Consider the following 21,108-nt stretch of genomic DNA (forward strand, 5'->3'; position numbering starts at 1 on the left):
GTTTCTTCTTGTCTGGACGGCGTTTTCAGCCGATCGCCTGCGTCAGCACGTCTTCATGGCTGGCGGCGCGAAAACCGTGGCTGGCGACCAGTTTGCCGCGCCGGAACACGTGCAGCGTATCGGCGAGCTCGTAAACCTCGGGCAGATAGGACGAGATCAGGATGATGCCGGCGCCCTTGGACAACAGTTCCCCGAACAGGCGGTAGATCTCGGCCTTGGTGCCGACATCGACGCCGACGGTCGGCTCGTCGAAGATGAACAGCTTGGCGCCATGCGCCAGCCATTTGCCGATGACGATCTTCTGCTGGTTGCCGCCGGACAGGCTGGAGGCCAGGGCGCCGCGCGTCGGCGTTTTGATGCGGAGGCCGGCGATCTGGCGATCGGCCTCGGCCTTTTCCTTCGCACCGGAGATCAGCATGTTGCTGGAGATGCGCTTGTAGATCGGCAGGTTGAGGTTGAGGCCGACCGGCAGGTTCAGGCACAGGCCCTGGTCGCGGCGGCTTTCCGGCGCCAGCGCCATGCCGAGCTTGATCGCGTCGTGCTCGGAATTGATGTGGACCGGCTTGCCTTGCCAAAGGACCTGTCCGGCCGACTTCTTGTGGCGGCCATAGAGCGTGGTGACGAACTCGCTCCGCCCGGCGCCGATCAGGCCATAGAGCCCGACGATCTCGCCGGCGCGCACCGTCATCGAGACGTCTTCGAAACCCTTGCCCGACAGGTTTTTCGCTTCAACGATCACGGCACCGGGGGTGAAATGCTCCTTATGGTAGACTTGCTCGATCGAGCGGTTGATCATCATCTTGACCAGCTCGGCGTCATTGGTCTCGGCAATGTTGCGGGTGCCGACCAGCGTGCCGTCGCGCAGCACCGAGACGCGATCGGCGAGTTCGAACACCTCTTCCATGCGATGGCTGATGTAGATGATGGTGACGCCTTCGCCCTTGAGCCTGCGGATCAGCGTGAACAGCTGGTCGGCTTCCTTGCGGGTGAGATAGGCGGTCGGCTCGTCGAAGATCAGGAATTTGGTGCCGCGCACGGTGGCGCGGGCGGCGGCGATCAGCTGCTGCTGGCCGATGGTGAGGTCACCCAGCATGACATGCGCCGGCAGGTCGAAGCCGAGACCGTCGATGATCTTCTGCGCTTCCTTGACCATGGCGCGCTGCTGCAGGATGCCGAAGCGCGAATTCTCCTCGCCGAGGAACATGTTGGCGGCGACGGTGAGATGGCGACAGAGCACGACCTCCTGATGCACGGCGTTGATGCCCAGCGCCATTGCCTCGTGCGGGGTTGCCAGCGCTGCCGGCTTGCCCTCCCAGACGACATCGCCGGAGGTGCGCGGCATGACGCCGGTCAGAAGCTTGATCAAGGTGGATTTGCCGGCGCCGTTCTCGCCGACGATGGCGTGGATCTCACCTGCCTTGAAGGCAAGGTGAACGGGCTTCAGCGCATGCGTGCCGGGATAGCGCTTTTCCAGCCCGTGCAGTTCGAGGATCGTCCTGCCGGGCGCTAGCGTTGGGGCCGGGTGCAGTTCCTGCGCCATGGGCGTCATGACAATCCTCCCAGATTGGCCTTACGATTGGCACGTCGCGATGCAGTCAAGCCGCATCGTCGAGGTGATTCAAGCCGGTGGATATTCAAGCTTGTATCCGGTGTTTCCGGGGCGCGAGGCCCCGGAAAGGATTTTTGGTCGACGGGCTCAGAGCTTCGGGTTGAGCAGGGCGTCGATCTTGGGGTCTTTCATGTTTGCCTTGGTCACCAGGTTGGCGCCTGTGTCGACATTGGCCTCGACCTTCTCGCCCTTCGAGGCGGCGAGCGCGGTCTTGATGCCGTCATAGCCCATCCGGTACGGATCCTGGACGACGAGCGCGGAAATGACGCCGTCATTGAGGAACTTGATCAGCTTCTCGTCGCTGTCGAAGCCGACCAGCGCCAGCTTGCCGCCAAGGTTGTTCTCGGCGACTGCCTGACCGACGCCCTGCGCCATGATCAGGTTGGACGCGAAGATGCCCTTGAGGTTCGGGTTGGCGGTGATCAGGTCGGTGGCGATGTTGAGACCGGTCGTTGCCTGGCCGTCGGCATATTTGTCGGCGACGAGCTTCAGCCCCGGATATTTCGCGGCCAGCTGCTCGGTGAAGCCCTGCTTGCGCTGCTCCAGCGAACCGGCGCCCGGCGCGTTGGTGATCAGCGCGACGTCGCCCTCGATCTTGCCGCCATTGGCTTCGCCGATGGCTGCTGCAAGACCGTCAGCGGCGACGCGACCGCCCTGCACATTGTCGGTGGTCAGGAACGAGGTGAACGCCTTGGAGTCGGCGCCGGAGTCGATGCCGATGACCTTGACCTTGCTGGCCGCTTCATCGATGGGCTTGCCGAGCGCCTTGAATTCGGTCGGCGCGATGACGATCGCGGCCGGGTTGCCGGCGACGGCATTCTCGAGGATCGAAACCTGGCCGTTGACGTCGGTTTCAGCCTGGGCGCCGAGTTCGGGTACGTTGACGCCGAGATCCTTGCCGGCCTTGCGGGCGCCGGCCAGGACGATCTGCCAGTAGAAGGACGTGGTGTCCTTGACGATGATCGGAATGGTCACGTCCGCCGCCGAAGCCGGCGCCGTGTGCAGCGTGCCGGCAAGCATCGAGGCGGCAGCAAGTGCCATCAGTGAGCGGCGGTTGAGAATGCTGGTCACGAATTTCATTAGGAATCCTCCCTAGATCGCCCGGTGAAGGTTGCGGAAGCTCCATTTGGATAGGCGCGGCCCAAAAGGAACTTTATCAATAAAAAACAGTTGCCCTTTTTGATAGTGCATCGGTCCGGCCGACGCAAGCGGTGTTTCATATAGGCCTGCGCATGGCTCGGCGGGGAAACCTCCCTGCCGATCCTCAGTGCCACGTCCAGACGCTCCCGATCCTCCTTGATCATCATGGAATATTAATTCCACCGTCGAGTCAATATGGAATATTCATTCCTTCTTGAGAGCCGTGATCGTGGCGTTTCGTCAGCCGAGCTCCTGAACGATGGTGTAGGGAGTGTAGCGGGCGAATTCCGCTTGCGGCACCTGGACGTTGAACAGGTCGAGGTTGCGCGTCAGGTTGGCGGGCTTGGCCGTTCCGGTCAGCACGCTGGCCACGACAGGCTCCTGCAGCGGAAACTGCAATGCAGCCGCCGCCAGCGGATATCCGCCCTCATCAGCGATTTTCTCCATCGCCCCAACACGCTCGAGTATGTCCTGCGTCGCCGGCAGATAATCGAAATGCGCGCCGTGCACCGGCCCGGTCGCCAGGATGCCGGAGTTGAAAACGCCGCCGATGATGAGCGAAGTCTGTCGCTCACGACACAGCGGCAGCAACTCGGCTTCAGCCGAGCGGTCGAGCAGCGAATAGCGGCTGGCCAGCAGGATGCAGTCGAGCGGTGCTTCGCGCAATACGTCGAGGCAGATCTGCACCTCGTTGACGCCGAGCCCATAGGCGGAAATCACACCGGACGTTTTAAGCTCTTCCAGCGCCTTCAACCCGCCGTCCACCAGCTGGCGAAAGTGCAGCTTCGTCTTCTCGACGCCATGTGTGTAGGTGCCGATGTCGTGCACAAACAGGATGTCTATCCGGTTCAGCCCGAGCCGCGCATAGGAGAACTCGACCGAGCGCATGATGCCGTCATAGGAGTAGTCGTAGTCGAGCGCGAAGGGCAGCGGGTCGACATAGGAATGATCGGGAACCTGGTCTTCCGGCACCGGGCGGAACAGCCGTCCGACCTTGGTCGACAGCACATAGGAATCCCGCGGCTTGTAGCGCAGGAAATCGCCGGTCCGCCGTTCCGACAGGCCGAAGCCATAGAAGGGCGCGGTGTCGAAATAGCGCAGGCCGGCATCCCAGGCTGTCTGCAGCGTCTCCATCGCCGCTTCGCGCGGACAGGCCCGGTAGAGCCCGCCGATCGCCGCCCCGCCGAAGCTTATCTCGGTTACCTCGAGCGCAGTCGTGCCGATGCGGCGTTTGTCCATCCACAGCCTCCCCTTGTGAGCCGTCTTTGCAGCCCGCTTTTTTCGTCGGTGGTTAGAGCGTCGCGCCGAGGTGCCACGGCACGAACTCGTTGTCGCCGTAGCCGAACGCCTCGCTCTTGGTCTTGCGGCCCGATGCCGTCTCGACGATGAGTTCGAAGAGTTCCCGGCCCATGCCGGCGATGGTCTTCTCACCCGAAGCGATGACGCCGCAATTGACGTCCATGTCCTCTTCCATCTGGTGGTACATGGTCGAGTTGGTGGCGACCTTGATCGACGGCGTGGGCCGGCAGCCGAAGCAGGAGCCGCGGCCGGTGGTGAAGACGATGATGTTGGCGCCGCCCGCCACCTGACCGGTCGCCGAGACCGGGTCGTAACCGGGCGTGTCCATGAACACCAAGCCACTGCCGGTGACCTTTTCGGCATAACCGAAGACGCCGTTGAGCGGAGTCTGGCCGCCTTTGGCCACGGCGCCCAGCGACTTTTCCAGGATGGTGGTCAGGCCACCGCGCTTGTTGCCGGGCGAGGGGTTGTTGTCGATCGAGGCGCCGTGCTTGGCGACATGGTCCTCCCACCATTTGACGAAACCGTCGAGCTTCTTGGCGATCTCCGGCGTTGCCGCGCGATAGGCGAGCAGATGTTCGGCGCCATAGATCTCCGTCGTCTCCGACAGGATGCCGATGCCGCCGACGCCGGCCAGGATGTCGACCGCCGCTCCCAGCGCGGGATTGGCGGTGATGCCCGACATGCCGTCGGAACCGCCGCATTGCAGGCCGACGACGATCTCCGAGACCGGGATCGGCTCGCGCTGATACTGGCCGACTTCCTCGGCGATTTCGGCGAGCACGCCCATCGCTTTTTCGACCGATTTGCGCGAACCGCCGGCGTCCTGGATGTTGAAATGGCGTTTTCCCGCCGCCGCACCTTTCTGGCCGTAAAGGGTAAGCTGGTTGACCTCGCAGCCGAGGCCGACCATCAGCGCGCCGCCGAAATTCGGGTGGCGGGTGTAGCCGGCGAGCGTGCGGTGCAGCACCATCATGCCGTCGCCGGTGCCGCTCATGCCGCAGCCCTGGCCATGGACGATCGGGACGAAGCCGTCGATCCCCGGATATTTCGGCAGCAGCACGCGGTTGGCCTCGTCGGCGATGGCGTGGCAGACGGTGGCCGAGCAATTGACGCTGGCGATGATGCCGATGAAGTTGCGGGTGCCGGCACGGCCATCGGCGCGACGATAGCCCATGAATGTCCGGGCGCGGTCAGCTTCGGTGGCGTGCTCGGCCTCGCTCGGCGGCACCACCGGCAGGCGGCCGGATTCAAAAACCAGATTGTGCGAATGGACGTGGTCGCCGGGCGCGATGTCCTGGGTGGCGCGGCCGATGGCCTGGGCATACTTGACCACCGCCTCGCCGGCGGCGATAGGCTTGATCGCCACCTTGTGGCCGGGCTCGATCAAGGCCGTGGCGACGGCGCCGCCGGGCAGAGGGGTGCCGATCTCGATGCGGCCATTGGCGACCGCGACATTGTCGGCGGGGGACAGAAGAATGCTGTTCGAGGCGTTCACGGGCAGTTTCCTGGGTCTGTTCCTGGGGATGCGCGGATTGACACGCGTCTGTTTACATATAATGTCTTTTATCGTGAAAAAACATTTGTACGTCAATTGTTTTTTCAGGAGGAGACCATGCGTCCGATGGACGCTTGGCTTGTGGGGAGCGGCGTCTGACACGCAGAGCGTTTTGCTTTGCCGGGTGAGCGCCAGGACATATGTGATATCGCGCTTCAAGCCAGCCACAGCAAGCGCCGGCGCGCAACGGGGCAGGGATGTCGAAGAGCAACAACGTCTACAAGGACGCTTACAACAGGGGTCTGCGGCTGCTCGATGAGACGCAGAGCCTGCCGTCGGAGCCGGAGCTGGGCACTTTGCTTGGCGTCAGCCGTACCACCGTGCGCACCATTCTGGCGCGCATGGAAGAGACCGGGCTGATCGCGTGGAACAAACGCAGCAAGACAGTGCTCAGGACGCCGAAGCCGGATGATTTCTTCCCCGAGGAGGAGACAGACACACTGGCCCAGATCATCGAGCGGTCGTTTATGCGCAGGTTGCTGGCCGGCGGCGCCGAGGCCGGCATGCAGATCAACGAGCTCGAACTGGCGCGCGAGATCGGCGTCGGCACCACCAGCGTGCGAGAGTTCCTCATCCGCTTCTCCCGATTCGGCCTGATCGAGAAGCGGCGCAACAGCCACTGGGTGCTGAAAGGATTTACGCGAGCCTTCGCGCTCGAACTCACTGAAATCCGCGAGATGTTCGAGATACGCTCGGCGGCGGCCTTTGCCGCCTTGCCTGGGGACAGTCCGGTCTGGGCGGATCTCGACCGGCTGGAAGACGAGCACCGGCTTCTGGCCAGCGAAATCGCCGTCCGCTTCAACGAATTCTCTGAGCTAGACGAGCGCTTCCACCGGCTGATCCACCGGGCGTCGCACAACCGCTTCATCGTCGATTTCTACGACGTCATCGCCATGATCTTTCACTACCACTACCAGTGGAACAAGGCGCAAGAGCGCGAGCGCAACGAAGTCGCGGTGAGCGAGCATCTCGCCTACATCGCGGCGCTGAAATCGCGCGATCTCGGCAAGGTCGACGCCGCCTGCCGCAAGCATCTGAAGTCGGCACGCCACACGCTGTTGACGTCGATTCCGGAAATCGGCGGCCGCCCGGCTTCCTGAGCGCGACGTCCGAAGGGAGGTTATGCGCACAAGATCTTTGCCTATGCATGTCGTTATCCCAAACCGCAGCGCACTTTTTGGCGACATGGATTGAACGCGCCGCGTTGCCGCAGCGATGATTTGGCGATTTTCCGCCGACATGCCGCGTGCTAGATATCCAAGCGTTGCTGCGTGAAGAGGCAGGTCTTTGGACTTCCGGCGTAAGAGATGGAGCATGACGGCCGCCTTTGTCGCGGCCTGTGTGCTGCTGCTCCAGTCGACGCTCGGCGTGTTTGCCTTCGGCATTGCGCCGGATGCCTCGCAACTCGACGTTTTCGGCAACGTCATCTGTACACATGAGGGGGCGGTCCAGCTTCCCGGCGGCGATCCGCACCAGCAGCATATGCCGGCGTGCTGCATGCTCGGCTGCAGCATGGCCTCCGTCGCCTATGCGCCGCCGGCAGGCGTCGGCCTGGCGCCGGTCAGCCAGTACTTGGAAACAGTCGCTTTTGCCCCGCCGGCAGTCAGGCATCCCGACGTCACGCGCGAGCGCTCTCCGGCCAATCCGCGCGCGCCGCCGCTTGCGGGCTGAAAACCGCCGCTCGCTTTGCGTAACCTGCGCAGGCGATAATCATCCAATGACAAACACGTTCGCAGCCCGACAACGGCGCGACCTTATATTCATGGAGCCTACCCATGTTCCGTTTTCTTCGTGCCGGCGCGTTGCACCGCAGCACCCGTTTATTCAGCACTATCGAGCAGCGTCTCGGCAGCGCCCTGTTCGCCTTTGCACTGTTGTTCGTCGGCTCCCATTCCGTCCTTGCGCATGAATTCAAGGCCGGTGACATCGAGATCAAGCATCCCTGGTCGCGCGCCACGCCGGCCGGCGCCAAGGTTGCCGGCGGCTATTTCACCATCGTCAACAAGGGCAGCGCGCCGGACCGGCTGCTGTCGATTGCCTCCGATATTTCGGGCAAGGCCGAACTGCATGAAATGGGAGTCAAAGACGGCGTCATGACCATGCGCCCGGTCAGTGGCGGCCTGGATATCCCGGCGGGCGGCAAGATCACGCTGGGTCCCGGCGCCTACCACGTGATGTTCATGGATTTGAAGCAGCCGCCTAAAGAAGGCCAGATGTTTGCCGCCACGCTGACTTTCGAGAAGGCCGGAACCGTGACCGTCGAGTTTGCCGTGCAAGCCATAGGCAGCGCGCCACCCCTCGAAGACAACGACTGACCAATCAATTTGCCAACCGATTTTTCGAGAGGGACCATCATGAACAAGTATCTTTTGCCGGCCGCTGCATTTCTTGTCCTGGGGACGAGCGCTGCCTTCGGCCATATCACGCTCGAAACCCAGGAAGCGCCGGTCGGTTCGACCTACAAGGCCGTGCTGCGCGTGCCGCATGGCTGCGAAGGCAAGGCGACGATTGCCGTGCGCGTGCAGATCCCGGAAGGGGTGATCGGGGTGAAGCCGATGCCCAAGCCCGGCTGGACGCTGCAGGTCAAGAAAGGCAAGTACGAGAAATCCTACCAGCTCTATGGCGAGGCGGTGACCTCGGGCGTCAAGGAAGTCGACTGGAGCGGCGGCAGCCTGCCGGATGAATTTTATGACGAGTTCGTCTTCCGCGGCACGTTGGCCGCCGATCTGCCGGCCGGGCAAAAACTCTATTTTCCGGTGGTGCAGGAATGCGATGGCGCCACCACGCGTTGGATAGAGATTCCGGCGGCTGGTCAGGATGAGGATGCGCTGGAAGATCCGGCGCCCGGCCTCAACCTGCTGCCGAAGAAATGATGCATTGGCGGCGCGCTGCTTCGAAGCGGCGCGCCACTGTTTTGGTGGATGGCATGAACGTGGCCTGTTTCCAGCGGATGGAACGGACAGCCGGCAGGTGCTTCGGCCTGCTGGCCGCGATCCTGCTGCTTGCCGTCCTTGCCACGCCAAACCAGGCCTTTGCCCATGTGGCGCTGATCAAGGCCGAGCCTGCCGACGGCGCGGTTCTGGAGCGAGCGCCGACGCAATTTTCGCTGACCTTCAGCGAGCCTGTGTCGCCGCTGGTGCTGACCTTGGTGCGGCCCGACGGTACGCCTGTCGCTTTGACCTCGTTTCGGTTGAGCGACCAAACGGTTGAGATCGACAATCCACAAAAGCTCGGGCCGGGCACCCATGTCTTGAGCTGGCGGGTGATTTCCGCCGATGGCCATCCGGTCGGCGGCTCGGTGCTGTTTTCCGTTGGCGCGCCAAGTGCGGCGCCGGCGGTGGGGGAAGCTGTCGATATAGATTTGCGGTCAGCGATCTGGACCGGCAAGGTTCTTCTCTACATCGGGCTTTTCCTCGGCATTGGCGGCGCCTTCGCGCTGACATGGCTGGCGCAAGGCCAGCGCTCAGGCCAGCGCTTCGTCATTGCCGCCATCCTGTGCGGGCTGGTCGCAGCACCCCTGTCGCTCGGGTTCCAGGGGCTAGACGCGCTGGGCGCGCCACTCGCCCGGCTGGCGCAACCGGTGGTCTGGCGGACGGCGCTTGGCACCAGCTTCGGCTGGACGGTGCTGATTTCGCTGGCGGCGCTCGGGCTTGGCCTGCTGTCGTTGGTCGGATCGCGTGCTGGCGCCAGGCCGTTGGCGCTCGCCGGGCTGGCCGGTGTGGGTGCAGCCCTTGCCGCCAGCGGCCATGCCAGTGCAGCCGAACCGCAATGGCTGACGCGGCCTATGGTGTTCCTGCATGGCGCCGGCATCGCTTTCTGGGCTGGAGCATTGCTGCCGCTCGGCCTGGCGTTGAGCAGCCAATCGGTGGAAGCCGGGGCGTTCCTGCGGCGGTTTTCGCGCGCGATCATGCCCGTGGTGGTAGTGCTTGCCGCCGCCGGTGTGGTGCTCGCCATCATCCAGGTGCAGACACCGGCGGCACTGGTCAACACCGCCTATGGCCGGCTGCTGCTGATCAAGCTGGCGCTGCTGGTGTTTCTGTTCACGCTGGCGGCGGTCAATCGATGGCGGCTCACCGCCTTGGCCGAGGCCGGAGCGACGGAAGTGCGGCGACGGCTTAGCCGCTCGATCTCAGTCGAAATGCTGATCGTGCTCCTGATCTTCGGCGTTGCCGCCGGCTGGCGCTTCACGCCGCCGCCACGGGCCCTGGCAATCGCCGCGGCACAACCGACGTCGACCCATATCCACACTATGAAGGCGATGGCCGACATCGACATCACGCCCGGCCATACCGGGGAGGTCACCGCCTCCATCGTCATCATGACCGGCGATTTCGGCCCGCTCGACGCCAAGGAAGTGACGCTGGTGCTGTCCAAGCCCGATTCGGGGATCGAGCCGATCAAGCGTCCGGCGACCAAGCCAGGCGACGGCACCTGGCGCGTCGATAATCTCGTCATTCCGATTCCAGGCCGCTGGACGGCGCGGCTCGATATTCTGGTTTCGGATTTCGAAGTGGTAAAGATCGAAGCGCCGATCGATATCCGCGCCGAGTGATATTCAGCCCGCCTGCGAAGGGCGCTCAGCCGAGTTCCTGGGCTAACCCGATGAGATGCCCTTCCGGCCCGCGGATGTAGCAGAGCCGATACACGTCCTGGTAACGGACGACTTCACCGGCCAGCTGCGCGCCACGCTTGCGGAGCCTTTCAAGCGTGTCGTCGATGTCGTCCACGGTAAACATGACGCGCAGGTAGCCCAGGGCATTGACCGGGGCGTTGCGGTGATCGGCGACGACCGTCGGCGTGAGGAAGCGGGAGAGCTCGAGCCGGCTATGGCCATCCGGTGTGCACATCATGGCAATCTCGACGTGCTGATCGCCGAGCCCGGTGACACGTCCGGCCCACTCGCCTTCGATCGTCGCCCGCCCTTCCAGTTCGAGGCCGAGCTCGCGAAAGAAGGCAATCGTCTCGTCGAGGTCATCGACGACGATTCCGACATTGTCCATCCGTTTGACTGCCATAAGTTCAACCTAACGTCATATGTTCGATCGGCAAGGCGTCGCCTGGTCACCAACTGACCCTTCCTGACTCGGTCTGACACAACGCAGACGCAACACAATTCGGCGAGGCGGTTGACGTGGCGCGAAAGGCCCGTCAATCATCTCGCCGAAAAATGGGCATCCCGAAAAACGCGGCCTCAACAAAATCCGAAAGCAGGGAAGAAACGATGGAAAAAGCCGAAATAGGCCTGATCGGCCTTGGCACAATGGGCTCCAACCTCGCGCTCAACATTGCCGAGCACGGGCACCGCATCGCCGTCTTCAACCGCACCAAGGCGCGCACCGATGCCTTCCTCGAAGGCGCCGGTTCGCTCAGGGACATGGTGGTGCCCTGCTACAGCCTGGAGGAACTGGCAGCTGCGATCAAGCCGCCGCGCCCGGTCATCATCATGGTGCTGGCCGGCAAGCCGGTCGACGAACAGATCGAAGCGCTGCGCGGCGTGTTGTCTGACAACGATATCGTCATTGATGCCGGCAACGCCAATTTCCGCGATACGATGCGGCGCTTTTCGGAACTGTCGGGCTCAGGTCTCACCTTCATCGGCATGGGCGTATCCGGCGGCGAGGAAGGCGCGCGCCATGGACCGTCGATCATGGTCGGCGGCACCGAAGACTCCTGGAAGCGCGTCGAACGCGTGCTGACCGCGATCTCGGCCAAGTTCAAGGATGAACCGTGCGCTGCCTGGCTTGGCACAGACGGCGCCGGGCATTTCGTGAAAACCATCCACAACGGCATCGAATATGCCGACATGCAGATGATCGCCGAGATCTACGGCATCCTGCGTGACGGTCTCGGCATGGGGCCGAAGGAGATCGGCAAGGTCTTCGAGGACTGGAACAAGGGCCGGCTCGATTCGTATCTGATCGAGATCACCGCCAAGGTGCTGGCCGCCGACGATGCAAAGACCGGCAAGCCGGTGGTCGACATCATCCTCGACCGTGCCGGCCAGAAGGGCACCGGCAAATGGTCTGTCATCGAGGCGCAGCAGCTCGGCATTCCGGCGACGGCCATCGAGGCGGCGGTGGCGGCCCGCGTGCTGTCCTCGATCAAGGATGAGCGGCAGGCGGCCGAAAAAGCCTATGGCAATATCGGCGTCACCGAGATCTCCGGCGACAAGGCGGCACTTCTGAAAGACCTGGAGCTGGCGCTGCTCGCCGGCAAGATCGCCGCCTATGCACAAGGTTTCGCGGTGATGAGCGCCGCCTCGAAGGAGTTCAACTGGAACTTGCCGATGCCGACCATCGCCAAGATCTGGCGTGCCGGCTGTATCATCCGCTCGCAGATGCTCGACACCATGGCGGAAGCCTTCGGCTCGGGCGGCGCGTCCACCAACCTTTTGATGGCGCCGGCTTTCACCACCATGATGCAGGAGGCGCATCCGTCGCTCCGGCGCATCGTCGCAAGAGCGTCGGAGGCCGGTTCGCCCGTGCCGGCGCTGGCGTCGGCGCTTGCCTATTTCGACAGCTACCGCCAGGGCCGCGGCACCTCGAACCTGATCCAGGCGCAGCGCGATTTCTTCGGCGCGCATGGTTTCGAGCGCATCGGCGAGCAGGGGGCTTTCCATGGCCCATGGGGCAGCGGCGCTGCCGGCTAGGGTCAGGTGAGGCGGCCTCTCAGGTCGTGCCAGTCAGCCCTGATACGCGACGACGTCGCCTGGCTTGACCACAGTCTGCAAAGAGCCAGGTGCCGCGCCGCCTATCCAGCCCAGCACGGCGCGGGCAAGCTCGGTGCCGGCGAGGCGGAAGTCTTCGTTGACGATCAGCAACTCCCGGCGGAACAGATGCAGCAGTTCCGACGATTGCTTGGATACGACATCGACGTCGCGGCCGAGTTTCAGGCCGGCATCCTCGATGCCGGCGACGATGGCCAGCGTTGCTGCGGCGGCGCTGCTGACGAAACCGTCCGGCCTGACGTCGCGGCGCATCAACTGCGCGGTCCGCGTCCTGATCTGATCGATCGACTGGTCGATCGAAACAGCGTTGAACGGCACTTCGCTGGCGTCGACCTCGCTCAGTGCGTCGGCAAAGCCATTGACCGTGTGGTCGTAATAGGTGAGCCCGACCGGCGGCGCTACCAGCGCCAGCCGGCGCCGGCCGACGCTGGCCAGATGGCGCACCGCTTCGGCGGCGAAGGCGTAATTGTCGAAGTCGTGATAGGGGTGGACAAGCCCCATATCGGTGCGGCCATGCGTGGCAAAGGGTATGCCACGCTCCAGCATGTAGCGGGCGCGCGGATCGTTGGGCTGCGTGCGTGAGATGATGACGCCATCGGCCGAGCCGGACTCGACCAGATACTTTACCGGGTCCAGCGGATCCTGCGAGCGCGAGTAGGGCGTGACGATCAGGTGATAGGGTGTGTCGGCAATGACCTCCGAGACGCCGTAGATGATGTCCGAGACAAAGCTCATGATCTCGCGCTCGGTATTGAGCACGAGGCTGATAACATTGGTCTTGCCAGTCCGCAGGCGCACGCCGGCGCGGTTCGGCCGGTAGCCGATCTGCCTGGCGACGAGTTGAACCCGCCGCCTGGTCTCGGCGCCGATCTCGGGTGCATCCTTCAGCGCGCGCGAGACGGTGGTGACGCCGAGCCCGGTCATGAAGGCAAGCGTTTTCAGCGTCGGCCGCTCATGCGCCGACGCCTCGTCGTCCTTCTCCGTCTGGTCCCTGTCCATTCGTCCCGCCCCGTCAGGCGCATAGCAGCCGCCGGACCAGCCGACAATCGCTTCGATGACGATGTGGCACGGTTCTTCGCCGTCAGGCCTCAATATACTGAAACGTTACAGATTTCCAACATCGCAGCGCGTGGGTCTCTCAAGCCATGGTTGGCAGGGTTTTGGCGGCCAGAAACGTTGCGCGACAATCAGGTTCGAGACGGTTTTCTTGCGCTGCAGCATGATTTTGCAGCGCAGCACCCGGTTTTGCGCGGAGTTTGCCGGTTTGCACGCAACGAATTTGTTCGCGCCTCGAAAAAACATTCGAGCGCGTTTATCTCAGGGGTTGCACGCACCGCATAATTGCCGTATCGAAAATCTGTAACGTTTCAGATTCTGGGAGGAACCGAAATGCGCTATAGACTTTTGACCGCTGCCCTTGCCGCGGCGGCCGCGCTTCAGCTTGCCGGCCCGGCGGCCGCCACCGACCTGGAAGTCACCCATTGGTGGACGTCGGGCGGCGAGGCGGCGGCGGTTGCGGAATTCGCCAAGGCCTTCGACGCGACCGGCAATCACTGGGTCGACGGCGCCATTGCCGGATCCGGCGGCACGGCACGGCCGATCATGATCAGCCGCATCACCGGCGGCGATCCGATGGGCGCCACCCAGTTCAATCACGGCCGGCAGGCCGAAGAACTGGTGCAGGCCGGCCTGATGCGCGACCTCACCGATGTCGCCACCAAGGGCAAGTGGACGGAAATCGTGCGGCCGAAGAGCCTGCTCGACAGTTGCACCATAGACGGCAAGATCTACTGCGTGCCGGTCAATATCCACTCCTGGCAGTGGTTGTGGCTGTCGAACGAAGCCTTCGAGAAGGCCGGCGTGCCGCTGCCGAAGGACTGGAATGAATTCGTGGCGGCAGCGCCCGCCCTGGAAAAGGCGGGCATCATCCCGCTCGCTGTCGGCGGACAGGCCTGGCAATCTTCCGGCGCCTTCGATGTGCTGCTGGCGGCGGTCGGCGGCACCGATGCATTCCTCAAGGTCTACAAGGACAAGGACGCCAAGTTCGCCGCTGGGCCCGAGATCGCCAAGGTCTTCAAGGCCGCCGACGATGCCCGCAAGATGGCGAAGAACACCAATGTGCAGGACTGGAACCAGGCGACCAATCTGGTCATCACCGGCAAGGCCGGCGGCCAGATCATGGGTGACTGGGCGCAAGGCGAGTTCCAGGTTGCCGGCAAGGTCGCCGGCAAGGACTATGCCTGCCTGCCGGGCCTCGGTCTGAACGAAGTTATCGCCACCGGCGGCGACGCCTTCTATTTCCCGCTGCTCAAGGATGCCGACAAGTCCAAGGCGCAGGAGGTGTTGGCAGAGACGCTGCTCGACCCTAAGACTCAGGTCGCCTTCAATCTCAAGAAGGGCTCGCTGCCGGTGCGCGGTGACGTCGATCTCAATGCGGCGAACGACTGCATGAAGAAGGGTCTGGCCATCCTCGCCAAGGGCGCCGTCATCCCGTGGACGGACCAACTGCTTTCGCAGGATACCCAGAAGCAGAAGGAAGATCTCTTCGCCGAATTCTTCGCCAAGCCGGACCTGACCATCGAAGACGCGCAGAAGCGCTTCGCCGACCTCATCGCTTCGGCAGACTGACGTTGGAGGCAATACACCTCGCTCCCGGCCTTGCGAAAGCAGGGCCGGGATCGCACCGCCCTTACCCAGCCGGCTGACGAGATGAGCAAGAGCGAACGCCCCAACCCGCTGTTCCGCAACATCAATGCGAAGGTCGCCTCGATCCCGATGATCCTCACCGCGTCGGTGGTTTTCGTCGGCGGCACCGTCTGGACGGTGTTCTATTCCTTTACCAATTCGAAGCTGCTGCCACGGCTGAATTTCGCCGGGCTCGACCAGTATTACCGGCTGTGGGCGACGCCGCGCTGGCTGATCTCGATCGAGAACCTTTTGATCTACGGCGCGATCTCGCTGGTGTTCTCACTGGTCATCGGCTTCCTGCTTGCAGCGCTTCTCGACCAGAAGATCCGTTTCGAGGACACGTTCCGCACCATCTTCCTCTATCCGTTCGCGCTTTCCTTCATCGTCACCGGCCTGGTATGGCAGTGGCTGCTCAATCCGGATTTCGGCATCCAGCATGTGGTGCGGGACCTCGGCTGGACGAGCTTCAACTTCGACCCGCTCTACAATTCCAGCATCGTCATCTACGGCATTTCGATTGCGGCGCTGTGGCAAGGCACCGGGCTCATCATGTGCCTGATGCTGGCCGGCCTGCGCGGCATCGACGAGGACATCTGGAAGGCAGCGCGGGTAGACGGGATCCCGATGTGGAAGACCTATCTGTTCATCGTCATCCCGATGATGCGGCCGGTTTTCATCACCACGCTGGTCATCATCGCGTCGGGCATCGTCAAGGTCTACGACCTCGTTGTCGCCCAGACCAGCGGCGGCCCCGGAATCGCCTCCGAAGTGCCGGCCAAATATGTCTATGACTACATGTTCTTCGCACAGAATCTTGGCCAGGGCTTTGCCGCCTCGACCATGATGCTGCTCTCGGTGGTGATCGTCGTCGTGCCGTGGGCCTACCTTGAATTTGGAGGCAGGAAGCGTGGCTGACCCGGCCGTCCCTTTGCCCGCCAGCGCGGGTGCCGCCGAGCGCGAAGCCTCGGGGCCGCGCGGGCCGAAGCCGCGGCATGTCTTCTCGCGCCGCAATATCTTCCTCTATGGCACGTTGATCGTGGTGGCGGTCTACTATCTGCTGCCGCTCTACGTGATGGTCGTAACCTCGCTCAAGGGCATGCCCGAGATACGGATGGGCAATATCTTCTCGCCGCCGCTCGAAATCACGTTCGAACCGTGGGTAAAGGCGTGGGCGACCGCCTGCACCGGCCTCAATTGCGACGGGCTTTCGCGCGGCTTCTGGAATTCGGTGCGCATCACCGTGCCGTCGGTGCTGCTGTCGATCGCGATCGCCTCGGTGAACGGCTATGCGCTCGCCAACTGGCGCTTCAAGGGCGCCGACACATTCTTCGTCATCCTGATCGTCGGCGCCTTCATCCCCTATCAGGTGATGATCTATCCGATCGTCATCATCCTGCGCGAGATCGGCCTCTACGGCAGCCTCAGCGGCCTGGTGATCGTCCATTCCATCTTCGGCATGCCGATCCTCACGCTTTTGTTCCGCAACTATTTTGCCTCGATGCCGGAAGAGCTGTTCAGGGCGGCACGGGTCGACGGCGCTGGCTTCTGGGGCATCTTCCTGCGGATCATGGCGCCGATGTCGCTGCCGATCTTCGTCGTCGCCATCATCCTGCAGGTGACCGGCATCTGGAACGACTTCCTGTTCGGCGTCGTCTACACCCGCCCCGACACCTATCCGATGACGGTGCAGCTCAACAACATCGTCAATTCGGTGCAAGGCGTGAAGGAGTACAACGTCAACATGGCCGCCACCATCCTGACCGGCCTTGTGCCACTCATCGTCTACTTCATTTCCGGCAAGCTTTTCGTGCGCGGCATCGCCGCCGGTGCGGTGAAAGGGTGATGGCGATGACGGCAGCCAACGGCACCAGCGTTTCGATCCAGGACCTGTCCCTGAATTTCGGCTCTGTATCGGTGCTGCAGACCCTCAATCTCGAGGTCGCAGAGGGCGAGTTCATCGTGCTGCTCGGTCCCTCGGGCTGCGGCAAGTCGACCTTGCTCAACTGCATCGCCGGGCTGCTCGATATTTCCGAAGGCTGCATCTTCATCAAGGGCAAGAACGTCACCTGGGAAGAGCCCAAGGATCGCGGCATCGGCATGGTGTTCCAGTCCTATGCGCTTTATCCGCAAATGACGGTGGAGAAGAACCTGTCGTTCGGCCTGCGCGTTGCCGGCGTGCCCAGGGATGAGATCGCCAAGCGCATCGCCCGCGCCGCCGAGATCCTGCAGATCGAGCCGCTTTTGCAGCGCAAGCCCGCGGCCTTGTCCGGCGGCCAACGCCAGCGCGTGGCGATCGGGCGAGCGCTGGTGCGCGACGTCGATGTCTTCCTGTTCGACGAGCCACTATCCAATCTCGACGCCAAGCTGCGCTCGGAACTGCGCGTCGAAATCAAGCTTCTGCATCGCAAGCTGCAGAACACCATGATCTACGTCACCCACGACCAGATCGAGGCGATGACGCTGGCCGACCGTATCGCGGTCATGCGCGGCGGCGTCATCCAGCAGCTCGACGCGCCGCAGACGATCTACAACCGGCCGGTCAACCGGTTTGTCGCCGGCTTCCTCGGCTCGCCGGCGATGAATTTCCTCGAAGGGGAGCTGGAGGCCAGTGCTGCTCCAGTGTTCAGGACCGACGGTGTTTCGGTGCCGCTCGATCGCTATACCTTTGACGGCACGGAGCGCCCGGCCGGCGCTTGCGTGCTGGGCATCCGGCCTGAACATATCGCTTTCGGTGACGCTGCAAAGTCGATGCCGTTTTCCGCCGGCGGTTCGGTCGAGATCGTCGAGCCGATGGGTTCCGACACGCTGGTGTGGACGAAGCTTGCCGGCCGCAACCTCTCCTTCCGCGTCGAGGCGGAACGGACGCTGCGCAGCGGCGATCCGATCCAGTTCGGTTTCGATCCGGCGCGCGCCTCGCTGTTCGACGCCGCGACCGGCAATCGCCTGTGACCCTCTAGAATCATCCGCAAACCATCCTCCCAAGAACGATCCCCCTAATCGCGAAAACGATCCCCCGAAACATCCCCAAGCCTTAACCACCCAAGAAACGGACAGAGACGATGAACTGGTCATTCCAACTCTACAGCGCCCGCAATTTCCAGCCGTGGGACGGCATCCTGAAAATGCTTGGTAAGCTCGGCTACAAGGAAGTCGAAGGTTTCGGCGGCGTCTATGACGACCCCAAGGCGTTCCGCGCCGAACTCGACAAGAACGGGCTTTCGATGCCGACCGGACATTTCTCGATCGATGCGCTGGAGAATGATTTCGACGGGGTACGCAAAACAGCCGATGCGCTCGGCATCACGCTGGTCATCTGTCCCTATCTCGTGGCCGAACAGCGCCCGGCCGACGCTGCCGGCTGGCGCGGCTTTGGCGAGCGTCTGGCCAAGGTCGGCGAGACCGCAAAAAAAGCCGGCTACGGCTTTGCCTGGCACAACCATGATTTCGAGTTCAAGACACTCGCCGACGGCTCGGTGCCGCAGGACCATATCCTGTCGGCTGCGCCCGACATCGGCTGGGAGATGGACGTCGCCTGGGTAATCCGCGGCGGCGTCGATCCGCTGCCGTGGATCGAAAAGCACGGCAAGCGCATCAGCGCCATCCATGTCAAGGACATGGCCAAATCAGGCGAAGGCCTTGACGAGGATGGCTGGGCGGATGTCGGCCACGGCACCATCGACTGGGCCGGCCTGATCAAGACACTTCGGGCGAAGAGCGCGGCCAGATACTACGTCATGGAACAGGACAACCCCAACGACATCGAGCGCTTCGCCAGCCGCTCGCTCGCATCCGTCAAGGCTTACTAGGAACAATCATCATGGCAAAGAAACTGGGTATCGGCGTCATCGGCTGCGGCAACATCTCGAAAGCGTATTTCTCGCTGGCGCCGCTGTTTCGCGGCATCGAGATGCGCGCCTGCGCCGACATCAACATGGACGCGGCGAAGGCACGGGCGAAGGAGTTCAAGCTGCGGGCCGAGACCGTCGAAGAACTGCTCAAGGATGACGAGATCGACATCATCGTCAACCTCACCATCCCGGCGGTGCACTACGAGGTGTCGAAGCAGATCCTCGATGCCGGCAAGCACGTCTATTCGGAAAAGCCGTTCGTGCTGTCGGTCAAGGAAGGCCTCGACCTCAAGAGCCGGGCCGAGAAGAAAGGGCTGCGCATCGGTTCGGCTCCGGACACTTTCCTCGGCGGCGCGCACCAGCTGGTGCGCAACCTCATCGACACCGGCGCGCTCGGCAAGATCACCAGCGGCACCTGTCATGTGATGGGCCACGGCATGGAGCACTGGCACCCCAATCCCGATTTCTTCTTCCAGCCGGGCGCCGGGCCGGTGCTCGACATCGGGCCTTACTACATCACCAACCTGATCCAGCTGATCGGGCCGGTGAAGCAGGTGGCGGCCTTCGCAACGACGCCTGCCAAGGAACGCACGATCTCATCGAAACCGCGCGCGGGCGAGAAAATCCCGGTCAACACGCCGACGACGATCCACGGGCTGCTGGAGTTCGAGAACGGCGCCGTGATCACGCTCAACACCAGCTGGGACGTCTGGGCGCATGGTCACGCGCCGATGGAACTCTATGGTGAGACGGGCACGGTGTTCGTGCCGGATCCGAATTTCTTCGGTGGCGACGTGCGCATAACCAAGGCGGCAAAACCGGTGAAGAAACTGCCGAAATGGCAGCATCCGTTCGGCGTGCCCAACGAAATGCACGGCCAGGGCATGATGGCCAACTACCGCACCGCAGGCCTTGCCGACATGGCGCTGGCGATCGCCGAGGGCCGGCCGCATCGTTGCTCGATGGAGCTCGCGCTGCATGCCGTCGACGTCATGACCGGCCTGTTGCGGTCGGGCGAGACCGGCAAGTTCGTCGCCATGCAGACCAGCTGCGAGCGGCCGGCTGCACTCGGCGTCAAGGACGCAAAAGAACTGTTGGCGAAGCAGAAATGAGGTAGAAGGGTGTGGGCGCGCGCGCGCCGACACCCATACAATCCAGGATCTGTACCCATGCGCTGGCAGCCGGCTGAACACCGCTATGAGAAAATGCTCTACAACAGATGTGGGCGATCCGGCCTGAAACTGCCGGCGATCTCGCTCGGCCTGTGGCACAATTTCGGCAACGACACGCCGCACAAGACCAAGCAGGCGATCGCGCGCAAGGCCTTCGATCTCGGCATCACCCATTTCGATCTCGCCAACAATTACGGTCCGCCGCCGGGCTCGGCCGAGATCGCCTTCGGCGAGATATTGCGCACCGACTTCGCCAGCTATCGGGACGAGCTGATCATCTCGACCAAGGCGGGCTATGAGATGTGGGCAGGGCCTTATGGCGAATGGGGCAGCCGCAAATATGTGCTGGCGAGCCTCGACCAGAGCCTGAAGCGGATGGGGCTCGACTATGTCGACATCTTCTATTCGCACCGCTTCGATCCGGATACGCCGCTTGAGGAAACGATGGGCGCTCTCGACCATGCGGTGCGTTCCGGCAAGGCGCTCTATGCCGGCATCTCGTCCTACAATTCGCAGCGCACGCGCGAGGCCGCCGACATATTGAAGCAGCTCGGTACGCCCTGCATCATCCATCAGCCGAGCTATTCGATGCTCAACCGCTGGGTCGAAGAGGACGGACTGCTCGATACGCTGGAAGGGCTCGGTGTCGGATCGATCGTGTTCTCGCCGCTGGCGCAAGGCATGCTGACCGACAAATATCTCGGCGGCATCCCCGAGGGTAGCCGCGCCAGCCAAGGCAAGTCGCTGCGGCCCGCCTTCATCAACGAAAAGACCATCGCTAACATCCAGGCGCTGAACGCGATCGCCGGCAAGCGTGGCCAGACGCTGGCGCAGATGGCGCTAGCCTGGGTGCTGCGCAAGGGCCGGGTCACCTCGGCGCTGATCGGCGCCAGCCGGCCCGAACAGGTCGAGGACTGCGTCGGCGCGCTCAAGGTGCTCGAGTTCAGCGATGCCGAGCTCGCCGAAATCGACACTTACGCACGCGAGTCCGACATCAATCTGTGGGCGGCGTCGGCCGAGCGCAAAGGCCCGCCGCGGAAGTAAGCGGAACAGCCGGCACCGGACAT

The 21,108-nt window shown here is 63.0% G+C and carries 19 protein-coding genes; 13 read left to right on the plus strand and 6 right to left on the minus strand.

What is annotated here, in order from left to right:
- Positions 1-25 precede the first annotated feature (25 nt).
- From NKI06_RS04055 to NKI06_RS04070, 4 genes are all read right to left on the minus strand, one after another.
- Complete coding sequence (locus NKI06_RS04055; RefSeq protein ID WP_352984160.1) at positions 26-1,549, minus strand: sugar ABC transporter ATP-binding protein; 1,524 nt, start codon at positions 1,547-1,549, stop codon at positions 26-28.
- Between the two features lie 147 nt (positions 1,550-1,696).
- A complete protein-coding gene (locus NKI06_RS04060; RefSeq protein WP_023669816.1) occupies positions 1,697-2,689 on the minus strand; it encodes an ABC transporter substrate-binding protein in 993 nt (330 codons plus the stop codon).
- Between the two features lie 300 nt (positions 2,690-2,989).
- The gene (locus tag NKI06_RS04065; RefSeq protein WP_352984162.1) at positions 2,990-3,988 is read right to left on the minus strand and encodes an aldo/keto reductase; all 999 of its coding nucleotides are present in this window, start codon (positions 3,986-3,988) and stop codon (positions 2,990-2,992) included.
- Positions 3,989-4,040: 52 nt separating this feature from the next.
- A complete protein-coding gene (locus NKI06_RS04070) occupies positions 4,041-5,546 on the minus strand; it encodes a UxaA family hydrolase (protein WP_023683018.1) in 1,506 nt (501 codons plus the stop codon).
- Between the two features lie 257 nt (positions 5,547-5,803).
- Here NKI06_RS04070 and NKI06_RS04075 point away from each other — a divergent pair, with 257 nt between their 5' ends.
- The 5 genes from NKI06_RS04075 (at position 5,804) to NKI06_RS04095 (ending at position 10,158) form a co-directional block, all read left to right on the plus strand.
- Positions 5,804-6,706: a GntR family transcriptional regulator gene (locus NKI06_RS04075; RefSeq protein WP_023683019.1), complete on the plus strand. Its 903-nt coding sequence runs from the start codon at positions 5,804-5,806 to the stop codon at positions 6,704-6,706.
- 214 nt (positions 6,707-6,920) lie between these two features.
- Positions 6,921-7,277, plus strand: a complete 357-nt coding sequence (locus tag NKI06_RS04080; RefSeq protein ID WP_023683020.1) for a DUF2946 family protein — start codon at positions 6,921-6,923, stop codon at positions 7,275-7,277.
- A 104-nt stretch (positions 7,278-7,381) separates the two neighbouring features.
- Positions 7,382-7,921, plus strand: coding sequence for a copper chaperone PCu(A)C (locus tag NKI06_RS04085; protein WP_023698175.1), 540 nt, complete (start codon positions 7,382-7,384; stop codon positions 7,919-7,921).
- Positions 7,922-7,960: 39 nt separating this feature from the next.
- On the plus strand, positions 7,961-8,479 hold the full coding sequence (locus tag NKI06_RS04090; RefSeq protein WP_023683022.1) for a YcnI family copper-binding membrane protein: 519 nt from the start codon (positions 7,961-7,963) through the stop codon (positions 8,477-8,479).
- 53 nt (positions 8,480-8,532) lie between these two features.
- The gene (locus NKI06_RS04095; protein ID WP_352984163.1) at positions 8,533-10,158 is read left to right on the plus strand and encodes a copper resistance CopC/CopD family protein; all 1,626 of its coding nucleotides are present in this window, start codon (positions 8,533-8,535) and stop codon (positions 10,156-10,158) included.
- A 25-nt stretch (positions 10,159-10,183) separates the two neighbouring features.
- Here NKI06_RS04095 and NKI06_RS04100 read toward each other — a convergent pair whose 3' ends face one another.
- Positions 10,184-10,621, minus strand: a complete 438-nt coding sequence (locus tag NKI06_RS04100; protein WP_352984164.1) for a VOC family protein — start codon at positions 10,619-10,621, stop codon at positions 10,184-10,186.
- Positions 10,622-10,827: 206 nt separating this feature from the next.
- Here NKI06_RS04100 and gnd point away from each other — a divergent pair, with 206 nt between their 5' ends.
- A complete protein-coding gene (gnd, locus tag NKI06_RS04105; protein ID WP_352984166.1) occupies positions 10,828-12,255 on the plus strand; it encodes an NADP-dependent phosphogluconate dehydrogenase in 1,428 nt (475 codons plus the stop codon).
- A 33-nt stretch (positions 12,256-12,288) separates the two neighbouring features.
- On the opposite strand, the gene NKI06_RS04110 is transcribed toward gnd, so the two are convergent.
- Positions 12,289-13,332, minus strand: a complete 1,044-nt coding sequence (locus NKI06_RS04110) for a LacI family transcriptional regulator (protein ID WP_023683027.1) — start codon at positions 13,330-13,332, stop codon at positions 12,289-12,291.
- Between the two features lie 390 nt (positions 13,333-13,722).
- On the opposite strand from NKI06_RS04110, the gene NKI06_RS04115 reads away from it, so the two are divergent.
- The 7 genes from NKI06_RS04115 to mgrA all read left to right on the plus strand — a co-directional run bounded on the left by NKI06_RS04115 (position 13,723) and on the right by mgrA (position 21,085).
- The gene (locus tag NKI06_RS04115) at positions 13,723-14,961 is read left to right on the plus strand and encodes an ABC transporter substrate-binding protein (RefSeq protein ID WP_352984168.1); all 1,239 of its coding nucleotides are present in this window, start codon (positions 13,723-13,725) and stop codon (positions 14,959-14,961) included.
- 81 nt (positions 14,962-15,042) lie between these two features.
- Positions 15,043-15,936, plus strand: a complete 894-nt coding sequence (locus NKI06_RS04120) for a carbohydrate ABC transporter permease (protein WP_023683029.1) — start codon at positions 15,043-15,045, stop codon at positions 15,934-15,936.
- Positions 15,929-16,864 carry a carbohydrate ABC transporter permease gene (locus tag NKI06_RS04125; RefSeq protein WP_023669802.1) on the plus strand — a complete coding sequence of 312 codons (936 nt, stop codon included), beginning with the start codon at positions 15,929-15,931 and terminating at the stop codon, positions 16,862-16,864. The genes NKI06_RS04120 and NKI06_RS04125 overlap by 8 nt, the downstream gene beginning before the upstream one ends.
- A gap of 5 nt (positions 16,865-16,869) precedes the next feature.
- Positions 16,870-17,970: an ABC transporter ATP-binding protein gene (locus NKI06_RS04130; protein WP_352984170.1), complete on the plus strand. Its 1,101-nt coding sequence runs from the start codon at positions 16,870-16,872 to the stop codon at positions 17,968-17,970.
- A 110-nt stretch (positions 17,971-18,080) separates the two neighbouring features.
- Positions 18,081-18,827, plus strand: a complete 747-nt coding sequence (locus NKI06_RS04135; RefSeq protein WP_352984171.1) for a sugar phosphate isomerase/epimerase family protein — start codon at positions 18,081-18,083, stop codon at positions 18,825-18,827.
- An 11-nt stretch (positions 18,828-18,838) separates the two neighbouring features.
- The gene (locus tag NKI06_RS04140) at positions 18,839-19,981 is read left to right on the plus strand and encodes a Gfo/Idh/MocA family protein (RefSeq protein ID WP_352984172.1); all 1,143 of its coding nucleotides are present in this window, start codon (positions 18,839-18,841) and stop codon (positions 19,979-19,981) included.
- 57 nt (positions 19,982-20,038) lie between these two features.
- Positions 20,039-21,085: an L-glyceraldehyde 3-phosphate reductase gene (gene mgrA, locus NKI06_RS04145; RefSeq protein ID WP_023683033.1), complete on the plus strand. Its 1,047-nt coding sequence runs from the start codon at positions 20,039-20,041 to the stop codon at positions 21,083-21,085.
- Positions 21,086-21,108 lie beyond the last annotated feature (23 nt).

This window comes from Mesorhizobium sp. M0772 (assembly GCF_040320135.1).
GTDB lineage: Bacteria > Pseudomonadota > Alphaproteobacteria > Rhizobiales > Rhizobiaceae > Mesorhizobium.